The organism is Neobacillus sp. 114 (assembly GCF_030127045.1).
In the GTDB taxonomy this organism is placed as follows: Bacteria; Bacillota; Bacilli; order Bacillales; family Cytobacillaceae; genus Neobacillus; species Neobacillus rhizophilus.
The window spans coordinates 872,269-885,506 of sequence record NZ_CP126144.1; the positions used below are offsets into that span (position 1 = coordinate 872,269).

The following is a 13,238-nucleotide window of genomic DNA, read 5'->3' on the forward strand; positions in this document are numbered from 1 at the left end:
TAAAAAAATGATAGAGTACCTTTCTCTAAAGGTTTGCTTAGCTTGTTAATTAAGGGGGAGTGATTGGAGCTCATGAAAGCATCCTCCTCTCTCGCAGGCGCTGAAATGCAGCCTATGTATTATTTCGAATCTTATTTTCTAAAGTGTTTTTTTAGTTGATTTCTGTATATTCCTTCACATATCTTTTAATTTTCGGCAGTTCATCCACCGGAAAAGGAACATATCCATTTCTGAGAAAAAGTCAAGAGGGATTTTTTCATAGGATGGTATACTGTTAAGAAGAAAACTCGTAGTATGTAATTACGGCGAGTTCCCGAAGTATAGAGTTCCTAATAGCTTGGTTGCGTTCTGCAACACACCCGTTATTGATAAAGGGCTATATTGTTTAAGAAAATTTTTTATTGTTTACAAAATCTTTTTTACGGAAAGTATCAAAATTGGTCTCAAGGCAAATTGAATGTAGAGGAATTGTTTCCCAGAAATGAGCAAGCGTGGTAAAATAGTAGTAGTAGGGAAAAAAGGCCATCCTTCGTAAATACACTACGAAAGTACGGTGCTTATCCAATGAAACAGAACAATAAAACTAACTCTACAAAAGCAACAAAGCAACAAACAGCCACACAACAAAAACAGACGCAGCTGCAGGAAAATGGAACCTCGCTATGGGTACGAAATTTCGTAGCCATTGCAAACTGCCTGCAAAACCTGGGCAAGGGTCTTTGTTGGATTTTCGGGTCCTTCGTAATACTGGCTTTTGTCGTCTTTATACTGATGGGGGACATCGGGGCAAAAGACTTAATGGATGCTACAAAAATGTACTTTGGTCAATAGGTTTTTGATGCCTAATTCAAGTATGTGATTTTGTCTCGGATTTTATACTTTTGGGTTTGAGTTCGCCACAACTCTTATCCCGGCCCTAGCTTGTAAACGGAGGATTTTGGCATTTATGTGTAGGTCCAGGATTGAGTCCTTATGAGAGTAAAATCAAATATAAAAAAAGGAGGATGCCCGCCACAGGCATACCTCCCTTTTTTTGTATAAAAAGATGTTCAGCATCTTTCATACCCCTACGGTAAGAGAATGAATTAACCGCCACAGTTAATTAGAAAAATCTCCCGGCTAGGACCCGTAGAACGTCCTTTTTTCAACAATGATAGTTGCCATGTAGAATCACTCCCCCTATACACGTTGACGAAAGTGTTAAATGGCTACCTATACAATGTCATGAACAACAAATATCTCTACATCTCAATTATAGCACTGGCAATCACAATGTAAACATTTTACTTGCAGAATTCCAAAATAAGACAAAAAAACCTTTAATATAACACAACTTTTACTAATCAGTAATATAATCTGAAATGGTACTATTTAATTGACGGGTATGCAGTATTTCCAAGTTATTGTTGTGGCCGGAAATATGTATCTAGGTAAAGCAAGTTTCTGATAATGAATGTTCCTTCCACAAATGCAGATTAAAAGATGATGGAAACTGGAAGCCCAGTTAAAGATGCTAATGTTTCATTCATAATTATTGGTGAAATATACGAAAATTTAGGTATATATATACTATTTTGTTAAAAATATACTATAATAGTTGTAATAATGATTTTCAGTCCTTTTGAGGTGGTTTTTTTATGACAAGAGTTAATGTTAAGCCAAAACTAATAAATTGGGCATATTTAAGATCTCAAAAGGCTGAAGAAATTAAACAGCGATTCAATAAATTAGATGGTTGGCTCAGTGGCGAGATTAACCCAACTTTAAAACAGCTTGAAGAATTTGCTAAAGCAACTGCAACACCTTTAGGTTATTTTTTTCTCGATGAACCTCCGGTTGAGGTGTTGCCTGTTCCACATTATAGGACACTAGCAGATGATGCTCCGGTGCAAGCTAGTCCGGATTTGATAGAAACGATACATATTATGCAAAGACGTCAAGATTTTATTAAAGACTATTTTGATGATCATGTTGGTGAAGAGCTGCCCTTCGTAGGAATTTATAAAGGCAATTCTCCAACAGAGTTGGCTAATAGAATGCGAGAATTTTTGGGCTTAAAAAAAGATTGGGCAGCAAAAATCGGTAGTTTGCAAGATGCATTAAAGTATCTAATTGAGAAGTGTGAGGAAAAACAAATAACGGTAATGATAAATGGAATAGTTGGTAATAACACCAAGAGAAAGTTAAATGTTGAGGAATTTAGAGGCTTTGTACTAGTGGATAAACTTGCACCTTTAATTTTTATTAATGGCGCAGATGCGAAATCCGCGCAAATTTTTACTTTAATACATGAATTAGCCCATATATTTAATGGGTCAAGTGCGATTGTTGAGGCTTCTCCTTTGAATACAATGGAAAATGATCTTGAGATTTTATGTAATTCTAGTGCAGCCGAATTTTTGTGTCCAGAGGATTTGTTTAAACAGTATTGGTTAAGAAGTCAAAGTAATGATTTAATATATGAATCTTTAGCTTATTCGTTTAAAGTAAGCCAATTAGTTATTGGAAGAAGAGCTCTAGAGTTAGGGTTTATATCTAAAGAGCAATTTTTTAAATTCTATGAAAGTTATAGCGAGGAATTGAAATCGATAAAAGAGACAAAATCTGGAGGCACTTTTTATCCTACTGCTAGGGTTAGGTTGGGGAACTTATTTTCACGTATAGTAATTTATCAAACAAGGGCCGGAAATATTCAATATACTGATGCATATAGACTTACTGGAATGAGAGGAAACACATTCCATAAGTATGTTAACTTTTTTGAAGGGAAGGGTGTTTAATTTTGTATGTACTAGATGCAAATGTTTTTATAAATGCACATAGAGATTATTACTCTTTTGATTTAGCACCCGGTTTTTGGGATAGGTTAATTAACTTGGCAGGACAAAACGCATTATGTAGTATAGATAGAATTCAGCAAGAAATAATAAGCCCTTCTGAAACCGATCCGGATGAACTGCATGCATGGTCCGCTGAAAAATTCTGTGAACACTTCCATAATACCGATGCTTTTGATGTTATTAAAGAATACACAGAAATACAAAAATGGGCACTCCAAAATCCGCGTTTCAAGGATGCGGCCAAGGAGGAATTTGCTAGAAATGCGGACGCATGGTTGGTTGCTTATGCAAAGGCAAAAAATTATACTTTAGTTACACATGAAGCCTATAATGCCGAAACTAGAAAAAGGATTCTAATACCTGTTGTCTGCAGAGAATTTGGAGTCCCATATGTCAATACTTTTGAAATGCTGCGCCAATTACAAGTTACAATCTAAAATTAATAGTAAGGCTATCGCTAAATTTTAAAATAAGCAGAAACCGAATGGTTTCTGCTTATTTTTTGAAATTAGGAATTTAATTTTAACTTTTTGTTTTTAAAACTTAAATCTTTTGAAACTTTTCTTGATTATAGATTCCACTAATTAGTAAAGGGGGTTAGAAAGGATGGAAATTAAAAGCCGCCGGCTAGTTTAAAATGCTATAAAAGGTAATAAGAGCGCTTTTGAAAAGTTGATCCAACAGTACTATGAAAGAATCTATCGGACTGCATATCTTTATGTACATAACGAAGAAGATGCGTTGGATGTTGTCCAGGAGGCAACCTATCAGGCCTTTACATCTATTCATTCATTAAAAAATCCGGAGTATTTTTCAACCTGGTTTACCGGGATTGTCATTCGTTGTTCAGGCCGGGTTCTAAAGAGAAAGATCAAGGTTGTTCCGTTGAGTGATGAAATATTGTCGAATCTGCCGGGCCAACCAAATGAAACATTGGAGAATCCTTATAACTGCTAAATGGAATTAAGCAGCTGAAAGAGGATTACCGTACAGCCAATATTCTCTTTTACTATTACGATTACTCGATTTAGACGGGAAAGAGAAAATAAAGAACTTTAAGCTGAAAAATACAATCTTGCAGTTCGATTTCTCAAGCTTTGTCCCAGCTAAGGAATTAAAACCGTTCACTGTTGAACTCTTCGGGGAAGAAGAATAAACTCACCACTTCTCATGTGTTGCCAAATACACTCAACACATGTTGAGTGCGTAATAAAAATTTGCATGTTACAGAAGATTACTCTCACCATTTTAAAAGCATTGCGTAATTAAAATCCTCTATTTGCAAGAAAATAGAGGATCTTTTTATTTCCCCAATAATATTGTACAATTTTCGTATATCCAATAAATAACAGTATCAGAAAAAAAACAGGGGATAATTAAATGGAAGCGACTGAAAAGAAACTGATTGTTAATTCAGATAAGGGCAATTTATTAAGAGAATTAGTAAAGTCGATGAACGAGTGTGAGCGGTTTTATTTTAGTGTTGCGTTCATTAATTTTAGTGGGCTGCAGCTGCTGCTGGATCCGCTAAAGGAAGCAGAGAAAAAGGGAATCACAGGTAAGATTATCACTTCTACCTATCTAAACTTCACTGATGCGAAGGCTTTAGAGAAAATCAGAGAGTTTAATAACGTTGAGTTGAAGGTGTTTGTTACTGATAAAGAAATTGGGTTCCATACCAAAGCATATATATTTGAATACCGAGATAGCTATAAGGTCATTATCGGCTCATCTAATATTACACAAAGTGCACTAAAAAGTAATATTGAATGGAATGTCGAGATCGTTACGAAAGAAAACGGTCGGTTTATCCAGGCTGTCTTGAAGGAATACGATTATCTCTGGAATATGAGTGAGGATGCTGATCAGGATTTTATAAAACGATATGAAGAATTTCTGGCAAGCTTTAAGCAAACTCAAAGAACTCACCAAATGATCTATGAAAACAAACAATATATTGTTCCGAATAGAATGCAAAAGCGCGCTACAGAGAATTTGGAGAGACTTAGAAGCTTTGGCGAGAAAAAGGCCCTGGTCATTGCAGCAACTGGAACAGGGAAAACCTATATGTCGGCATTTGATGTAAAGAGTTTTAAACCAAGGAAACTCCTGTTCATCGTACATAGAGAAGAGATTTTAAAAAAAGCAAAAGATACCTTTGAAATGCTACTTCCTAATGATGGCATCACCTTTGGATTACTTACAGGTAATCACAAACAGAAACATGTAGATTATGTGTTTGCAACAATCCAAACCATTTCAAAATGTTATGAGGAATTCGAAAAAGATGAATTCGATTATTTAATCATTGATGAGGCCCATCATGCCACTAGTCCAACTTATCAAACTGTCTTAAATTATTTTGAGCCGAAGTTTACTTTGGGGATGACTGCAACTCCTGAACGTAGTGATGGGTACAATGTTTTTGATCTGTTTGATAATAATGTGGCTTTAGAGGTACGGCTGCACGAAGCATTAGAAGATGAGTTGGTGATTCCCTTTCACTATTTTGGCATCACCGATATTGAAGGCATCGATTTAAGTGATGTGGATATTGATGATATCATCGAAATTACCAAGAGGTTGAAGGTTAATGAACGGGTTGATTTTATCATCGAAAAGATGGATTTTTATGGTCATGATGGTGACAAAAGAAAAGGCCTAGGCTTCTGTGTCAGCATTGAACATGCACAGTATATGGCCAGTGAATTTAATCAACGGGGCTATAAAAGTGTTTGTCTGTATGGTGCCGACTCACCTGAAACCCGTGAGCAGTACATTCATCGATTAGAGAATGACAATGATGAGTTAGAATTTATTTTTACAGTGGATATTTTTAATGAAGGTGTGGATATTCCTTCTGTTAATACAGTCCTAATGTTAAGACCAACAAACTCTCCCATTGTCTTTATTCAACAGCTTGGTAGGGGATTACGAAAGCATGGTAGTAAGGAATTCCTGACAGTTCTTGATTTTATCGGAAACCATAATAAAACATTTCTGATTGCCTTGGCTTTAAATGGGAGTCGTTACTATGATAAGGAAAGTTTAAAAGTGGCAGTTGCAACTGGATTTGCAAATATTCCTGGTTGTACTCATATTCAAATGGACAAGATCTCTGAGGAAAGGATATTGGCCCAGATTGATAAAGAGAACTTTAATTCAATGAAATACTTGAAGGAAGAGTATTTTGAATTTAAGAAGCTTAATCAGGGGCGAATTCCTTATTTACTGCTGGATTATCTGAAATACGATGGAGCACCCGATCCAGTGAAATTTATTGATCGTGAGAAAACATATCTATCATTTGTTGCCAAAGTAGAGAAGGACGAGCACTTAAAAAATCTGTTACTGAACGAGTCCTTTGAGGGGATCCTAAAGGAATTATCAAGTAAGCTTCCGCTAAAGAGGATATATGAGTTTGTCATCATTCGGTATTTGTTAGAGCACAAGGAAATTGACCTAGAGACAGCGAAGTATCAAATTCTAAAGATGATTAGTGATGTGGATGATGATAGTATTTTGCACGCTTTTGAGAGCTTAAATCAAAATTACTATGATAGTGGTCAGATTAAGAATAAGCCTAAGTTAGTGCACTATCTCAACGGTAAACTAGTTAGAACTCCTCTTTTTAAAGAGGTTCTAGAAAATGAAAATTACCGGAAGTATATTGAAGATATCATCACCTATGGAATTTTCCGCTACGAGAAGGAATTCAAAGGCGAATATTACGGAGTTCCTCACTTTAAGCTATATGAACAATATCAAATGGTAGACGCTGCTTTACTATCGAATTATCGGAAAATCCATAGTTCTTTCAGGGGCTCCGGTTTACTGGCAAATGGGAACGAGTATTTCCTTTTCATCGACTTACATAAAGAAGAGGATGTAAAGGAAAGTATTAACTATAAGGATAAATTCATTAGCCCATATGAGTTCCAATGGCAGTCGGTGAATAGTACTACCCAGCAGTCGGAACGAGGTAAGAATATTATCTTTAATAAGCAGCGCGGCGTAAATCTCCACTTGTTTATTCGAAAATATAGAGAAATCGATGGAAAAACTGAACCGTATATTTATATAGGGAAAGGGAATTCTGTTTCCTTCGAAGGAGATAAGCCTATTACGGTAATAATGGAATTAGAGAATGAAGTTCCAGCACCGTTATATACTGAGTTTACAAAAAAAGTGTAGTCTTCTCATTTCGAGAAGACTATTTTTCTTGGATTAATTGCTCAACTGCTGGAATATCAGCCGGAGCCCACTTGAGCGAATCTAAGTTACCTCGTTTTAACCAGATTAACTTTGAATGCTCACTTGGCGTCGGTGTTCCCTCAACTACTCTACATTTAATTGAAATCAAATTAATAATAAATGTCTCGTATTCATGGGTATTGTCATTAAAAACTTCATTAAATGTCTCAATCTTACAGCCTAACTCTTCATCAATTTCCCTTTTAAGCGCTGAATAAATGTCCTCATTTGCTTCTACTTTTCCACCAGGAAACTCCCAATTATTTGGAATCGACATTTCTGGAGATCTAAGAGCACAAAGAATTTCTTGGTATTCGTTTTCGATAATGGCTGCAACAACTTTTACAAGCTTTTTCAAGATAACCCTCCTCAAACATTTCACTAGCCATTATGATACCACTTTTGAGGGTTAGATGCTGCAAGGGGTGTTTTTTTTGTTTTATAAAAAAGTTTACACAATTATCTTGTTTTCTCAACTATCTCCATTACGCTATCAATCATAATCTTTGGTTGATCATGATGAATGTAATGACTGGAATCCTCCACTATCATTCTTTTGCTGCTGTCTGTTGATAACTGAAGTAACGCATCCTGCTACTTCTACCAGTCTTTATGTTCTGCTTCTTCCGATCTGGAGGAGAAAATCATCACGGTGAGATTTCCCAATCCGGCTTTTTGAACTGTTTCTGGCATTTAAATGATGTAGGTTTTGGCAGTAAGTTTATTAATCATTTTGAATCAATACTCAAAACAAAATTGTATAAATGCTCATGTTTATGCACTATTTTCGAGCAATGCTTATTGAATTAACGGGTTAGTTGAAGAAGGATTGGGGACAATACTTCCTATTTATTAACCTTATTGTTTTAAGTTTGTAGTCTCAACTGACTATTCATTTTATATGATTTAGATGGGTGAGTTTAGTAATTCACTATATACTACTTTTATACTAAATTGTATAATATATCTAAATAATTCATCTGGAGTGAACCAAAATGCCTACGATTATTGCCGAATGCCCACATTGTTCTCAAAAAAATAGAGTAGAAAGTGAAAGATTATCACTTGCAAAATGTGGTATATGCAAGCAGTCACTTGCTAAAGATAATATTCAACAGGAAATTAGAGAGAAAATAGAAAACACACAAGAAGAAATTGAAAAAGAAATGGAAGCAGCGGGTAAGAATTTTTCAGATGAAAAGTTTTGGGGGAAATTAAAGAAATTTGCAAAGAAAGCAGGTTCTTCCGTTGTTTATGGAGTATTACTTTTGTATTATACCCTGCAAAAACCAAGCGTGCCAATGAAAGCAAAAGCTATTATCATTGGAGCATTAGGATATTTCATTCTACCATTTGATTTAATACCAGACGTTGCAGTTGGTGTGGGTTACACGGATGATTTAGGAGCTGTAGGTGTAGCATTATTGCAAGTTGCGATGTACATCGATGATGACGTAAAACAAAAAGCCAAAGATAAGCTTAAGGATTGGTTTGGAGATAATGTTGACACATCAGATATTGATGCAAAATTAGGATAAACAAGCATTTCTTTATAGAGGAGAGGATACCCTCTCTTTTTTATTTATGAAAAGTGCTCTAATTTTAATCAGACCCTAAAAAGGCTTAAATAGTTGAAAAAGGAAAATACTAAATTAATTAAGAAAGTATTGAAAAAATCTAAATCTGTTATATAAGTATATAAAAATAATGGGGAGAAAAAATTATGCCAGAATTTAGAGTTAATATGAAGCAATCATTGAAGAAAAGAATTGTTATTACCATTGTTTTTGCCTTGCTTTGTGCCTCCGTTGGATCAGCAGGAACATATATGCTTTTGAAAGGTGGAGAAGAAAAAGTAGCAAAAGCAAAACCAAAACCAACAACAGCAATAAAAGGTGAGGTCACCGTAGAAAATATCGCATATGATAAGGTGCGAGAAATCAGCAAACATTTCGGGTATGAGGATATCCAAGACTTCGATTACACCGAAGATGACACTTATGAATTTTTAAAAAATCAAGATGATGATATTTGGCTTGAAGCAACAGGCAAAAAATTCGGAAAGTATCTTTTCGGAAAAGAATACAACATTCATTTGTTTGGATACTTTATGCTTGGTTATGATTTGAAAAATATCAAAAAAGAAGATTTTTATTTTGATGAAAAATCCAAGATTTTACACATTAAAGTACCAGCATTAGAATTAGCTTATATTCCTATGTTTGACAAGAGTTATTTTGATAGTTTTGTAGGATTATTTAGAAAGGAATACACTGAGAGTTACCGAAAGTTGATTTATGAAGATGCGATAAATCAAGGAATCCAAGCTATCCTTGATGATAAAAGCAAAGTTCTTGAAGGTTATAAATTAACAAATGATTCTCTTAAAGAAACATTATTCGACAAGCCAGAGTTAAAAAAATATGTAAAAGATATTGTTTTTGAAAAGTCCGTTCAAGAATCAACTATAAGAGTAGAAAAAACTAGAGAAGCGGTTCTTGGTGAAAAAAAAGAAACTGAAAAATAAAATTCATTCCATTTATTGCTACATTGTTTCTTTATTCTTAATGATAGACTTATTAAAGAAACATTGATAAGTATTTTAAATTAGCAGATACGATGCTTTAATAAGGCATCTCCTCTATGAGTTTGTGAAATATTACACTTAAAGTAAACCAGCTAATAGTTTGTCAACATTTTTCAATAAAAACTTAAAATATTTCATGCTATACTAAAAATGTTCATGCCAAATAACCTTCCTAATCCTAACTATTGGAAGGTTTTATATTTTTTGGTTTTATTTTTGTTTTAAGCTATATCCTGGAAAGTGGAACTGCTTTTTAAAAGTGCATATATCCATTGTAAAAGCTTATTTGCACAAGCTATTATTGCTACTTTATAAGGCTTTCCTTCTTCGCGTTTCTTATCATAGAACTCCCGTAATCGCTTATTTCGGGGGATGATATTATCTGTCGTTTTCTTTTTACGACAATCACGAATGGCACATTTAACAGCCATAAACAAAGCATGCCGTAATCTACTGGACCCCCTTTTAGTGATTCTGTTGACGGTTCCCTTGAATCTACCAGACTCAAAAATACTGGGGTCAATTCCGGCAAATGCTACGAGCTTTTTAGGGTGATTAAACCGATCAATCTCACCGATTTCAGAAATAATCGTTGCCGCGATTTTTTCTCCGATACCAGGGATTGATTGGATAATCTTATATTCTTTGATTTCTTTTGCTAAAGCATCTATCTCTTTCTCGAACGTTGATAGGTGCTTTTGATTTTCTAAAAGCATTTTAATATACATTTCTAGGGTTAAAATATGGCTTTGATATAAGGTTTCCTGAAAAGGATTCCTTTCTGCTGCAGCTATAAGTTTCTTTGCCTTTGTTTCAGCCCACTTATAAGAACGACTTTTACATAACTCATTGATTTTAGCTGCTAAAGTTTCTTCGCCAGCTAAAAGTACATCGTTAGATGTGGGGTACTCTAACAAAGATTGTAAAGAAACAACTGAATATAGGTCCCCAAAAACACCTTTAAATTCAGGGAAAACCTGATCAAGAATTGTTTGGAATTGTAGTTTTATTTGAACGACTATACTTGTTAGACTTTCGTGTTGTCTTGTCAAATTACGAAGGTTTAATAGTTGGATCCCACGTTTTTTATAAGGTTCTAAGTCCTCCTTATAGTACAGTTCACATAGATGATTAGCATCGATTATATCTGTTTTTACTTTGCGTAAACTTGAGCTCTTTGCCCGATAAGAGATTAATGGATTAACAATGATTAACAAATAATTTCTGTCCTCAAAATACTGAACAACAGGTGTATGATAATGCCCTGTAGCTTCGAGTACAATCGGAGGTTTAACCCCAGTTAAACTTTCAATTTCTTTAAGAAATTGATGTAATTTATCTAGTCCTTCAAGGGTATGGGCTACTTTAAAACTACTTTTGTATGGCTTTTTCTTTTCCAAGTAAGCTTGAACCTGACTTTCTCCTTTAGCTACATCCAGACCAATGACTGGATTCATTATTAAATCTCCTCCTCTAATAAAATTAATTCACCGGTACCCCTAATCCTTCTTGTAGTATCATAGCTTCGCTTGTTATACGAGATCTACGTCCCAACCAGCCTCAAACATGTTTCTACAAGTAGGGGGCGAACTGTTTACTTGACGGGATCTAAGCCCCACGGGTGCTTACGTTCTACCCCGGCTACCGTTATCATAAAACCATATAAAAAATGGTCAACCAGAAATATCTGGCTGACCTTATAATACGAACGGGTGCTTTACCACAATAACAAGTAAAATTAAGAAGCCTCAATTATGCAAGTTTATATACACAACTTGTTCAATTTAGGCTTTTTTACATTCATAAAACATAATGCCATAAACATTTTTGAACCATCTTAAGCTGTTTTTCATCAGCAGAAGCCCTAAAGGTAAGTTCACTTCTTTGGAACTTATTATAAAAATCCCGATATAAAAACTCCCTTGATCTTTTGTCAGATATGACTGCTTCAGGAACTGGCAGCATACCTAGGTTCCCCATTACCCTCATAACACCCATCATCCTTAACGACTCCTGAAAAAATAAAGCTGAATCTGTTACTTTTGAACTTTTACCTATAAAAGATGGGTCTATTAATACGATTCCTGCTACTTCACAAAAATCCGCTTATATTTTTATGGAAATGCCTTTCAAATACAAAGAAATCTATTTCATGAGGATTTAAATGAAATGGAATGTAAGGACAATGAGTCAGCATACAACCCCTAGGGATATTCAGACTGTACGATCCCAGTGTTTAGTTGGTTTATCCACCAATATCTTGGGTTATTTCTATCATCCGTCATGAATTCCAAGTAAATCATTGTTCGTTGGTACTCCCTGCTGACTTCCAAAAAAATATTTCTCACCCTGTCCTTTGCCCTCCAAAAACCATAAATAAAGGGTGAAAGGAGGTGAGAGACAATGGCACAAGCATTATTAGAAGGTTCAAAGCTTCGACTGGCATTCCAGGTGGACCTGGACGAAAAGGGAAATCCTGTTCTAAAAACAAAAACATTTAGCAACATCAAAAAGGAATCAGCTGTTGACCAGTTATTCCAAGTGGCAACAGCCATTTCTGCTTTATGCAATGACCCGCTTAACAAGGTAGAACGAAGCGACAGTACTGAACTTACTGCGTAACGGAAGCTAAGGGGGGATTCTCGTGATTCAAATGGTGCACGGGGACGGTTCTGGTAATCTATAAAAGCTATTCATGCTATGAATCAACGAAGCTTCAAACCTGTCAAGCAGGAGGATTGGAAAAAATTGAAGCAAAAGGACCGTCCCCATGTCTCAAAGAAGGGAGGTGAATATAATGGCAAAAACATTGGAATTAATGTTTGGTACAGAGTTTGGAAAGACCGCCCGTATAGCAGTGGACAATCCGAAGGAACCGATTGATGAGGCCGCTGTCAAACAAGCGATGGAACAGATCATTGCTGCAGATGTATTTACATCGGCCAGCGGCAGATATGTTGCTTCAAAAGGCGCAAGAGTCATCGACCGCAACGTAGTTGAGTATGAAATTGTTTAATAGGTTATTAGGTATCGGATTTACAAGGGAATTTGGTCAAATCGATATGTTCTAAGGGAGAGGCTGGATTCTTTTACGAAACCGGCCTCTTTTAAAATATGATTCGGAAAGGAGAGAAACTGCCGTGGAACAAATCATCTCATTTATCAATGAAGTCGGCTTCCCTATCGTTGTGACCCTATATCTTCTATATCGAATAGAATCCAAGCTTGATTTAGTCGTCCAGTCGATACAGAGCCTACCTGAGCGAATGAAGGGGTGAAAGTCATACCGCCCTTTTGGAATCACCGAATGACTAAAGCCAACTACCTACGTGGCAGTTGGCTTTTAATCTAAATGGTTGTCTTTAAAGCACCTAATTTTGCTTGATTTACTTTAATGCTATACCCCTCAATAACCCCATTGTCCTCTGATTATGGAACCTTTTCCTATCACTTTGATGTTGAGGCAATGAAGACTTTAAAAGAAAAGAGGAACATCGTAGGGAATATCTTCTTATTTCGGGTGGTGACATCTTGGCTTGTACTACCCCTTATAAGGC

The 13,238-nt window shown here is 35.6% G+C and carries 13 protein-coding genes and 1 pseudogene; 11 read left to right on the forward strand and 3 right to left on the reverse strand.

Annotated elements, in window-relative coordinates:
- Positions 1–564: 564 nt before the first annotated feature.
- From QNN06_RS04210 to QNN06_RS04230, 5 genes are all read left to right on the forward strand, one after another.
- On the forward strand, positions 565–831 hold the full coding sequence (locus QNN06_RS04210) for a hypothetical protein (RefSeq protein ID WP_284037069.1): 267 nt from the start codon (positions 565–567) through the stop codon (positions 829–831).
- An 806-nt stretch (positions 832–1,637) separates the two neighbouring features.
- On the forward strand, positions 1,638–2,780 hold the full coding sequence (locus tag QNN06_RS04215) for an ImmA/IrrE family metallo-endopeptidase (RefSeq protein WP_284037070.1): 1,143 nt from the start codon (positions 1,638–1,640) through the stop codon (positions 2,778–2,780).
- 2 nt (positions 2,781–2,782) lie between these two features.
- Entirely contained in the window at positions 2,783–3,277 is a 495-nt protein-coding gene (locus QNN06_RS04220; protein ID WP_284037071.1) for a DUF4411 family protein, read from the forward strand.
- Between the two features lie 205 nt (positions 3,278–3,482).
- A complete protein-coding gene (locus tag QNN06_RS04225) occupies positions 3,483–3,797 on the forward strand; it encodes a sigma-70 family RNA polymerase sigma factor (protein WP_284037894.1) in 315 nt (104 codons plus the stop codon).
- Between the two features lie 423 nt (positions 3,798–4,220).
- Positions 4,221–7,034: a DEAD/DEAH box helicase gene (locus QNN06_RS04230; RefSeq protein WP_284037072.1), complete on the forward strand. Its 2,814-nt coding sequence runs from the start codon at positions 4,221–4,223 to the stop codon at positions 7,032–7,034.
- A 19-nt stretch (positions 7,035–7,053) separates the two neighbouring features.
- Here QNN06_RS04230 and QNN06_RS04235 read toward each other — a convergent pair whose 3' ends face one another.
- Entirely contained in the window at positions 7,054–7,452 is a 399-nt protein-coding gene (locus QNN06_RS04235) for a (deoxy)nucleoside triphosphate pyrophosphohydrolase (protein ID WP_284037073.1), read from the reverse strand.
- Positions 7,453–8,089: 637 nt separating this feature from the next.
- Between QNN06_RS04235 and QNN06_RS31225 the strand changes: the two are divergent.
- The 3 genes and pseudogenes from QNN06_RS31225 to QNN06_RS04245 form a co-directional block, all read left to right on the forward strand.
- A pseudogene (locus QNN06_RS31225) lies at positions 8,090–8,173 on the forward strand (hypothetical protein); the annotation flags it as partial.
- 87 nt (positions 8,174–8,260) lie between these two features.
- Positions 8,261–8,632 carry a YkvA family protein gene (locus tag QNN06_RS04240; protein WP_284037895.1) on the forward strand — a complete coding sequence of 124 codons (372 nt, stop codon included), beginning with the start codon at positions 8,261–8,263 and terminating at the stop codon, positions 8,630–8,632.
- A gap of 185 nt (positions 8,633–8,817) precedes the next feature.
- The gene (locus QNN06_RS04245) at positions 8,818–9,621 is read left to right on the forward strand and encodes a flagellar basal body-associated FliL family protein (RefSeq protein WP_284037074.1); all 804 of its coding nucleotides are present in this window, start codon (positions 8,818–8,820) and stop codon (positions 9,619–9,621) included.
- A gap of 281 nt (positions 9,622–9,902) precedes the next feature.
- Here the strand turns inward: QNN06_RS04245 and QNN06_RS04250 are convergent, their stop codons facing one another.
- Positions 9,903–11,138, reverse strand: a complete 1,236-nt coding sequence (locus tag QNN06_RS04250) for an IS110 family RNA-guided transposase (protein ID WP_284037075.1) — start codon at positions 11,136–11,138, stop codon at positions 9,903–9,905.
- Between the two features lie 343 nt (positions 11,139–11,481).
- Positions 11,482–11,682: a hypothetical protein gene (locus QNN06_RS04255; RefSeq protein WP_284037076.1), complete on the reverse strand. Its 201-nt coding sequence runs from the start codon at positions 11,680–11,682 to the stop codon at positions 11,482–11,484.
- Between the two features lie 402 nt (positions 11,683–12,084).
- On the opposite strand from QNN06_RS04255, the gene QNN06_RS04260 reads away from it, so the two are divergent.
- From QNN06_RS04260 to QNN06_RS04270, 3 genes are all read left to right on the forward strand, one after another.
- Positions 12,085–12,303 (forward strand): DUF1659 domain-containing protein, encoded by a 219-nt coding sequence (locus QNN06_RS04260; RefSeq protein ID WP_284037077.1) that lies wholly within the window; start codon positions 12,085–12,087, stop codon positions 12,301–12,303.
- 175 nt (positions 12,304–12,478) lie between these two features.
- Positions 12,479–12,697 (forward strand): DUF2922 domain-containing protein, encoded by a 219-nt coding sequence (locus QNN06_RS04265; RefSeq protein ID WP_284037078.1) that lies wholly within the window; start codon positions 12,479–12,481, stop codon positions 12,695–12,697.
- Positions 12,698–12,821: 124 nt separating this feature from the next.
- Positions 12,822–12,959 carry a YvrJ family protein gene (locus tag QNN06_RS04270; protein WP_213117301.1) on the forward strand — a complete coding sequence of 46 codons (138 nt, stop codon included), beginning with the start codon at positions 12,822–12,824 and terminating at the stop codon, positions 12,957–12,959.
- Positions 12,960–13,238 lie beyond the last annotated feature (279 nt).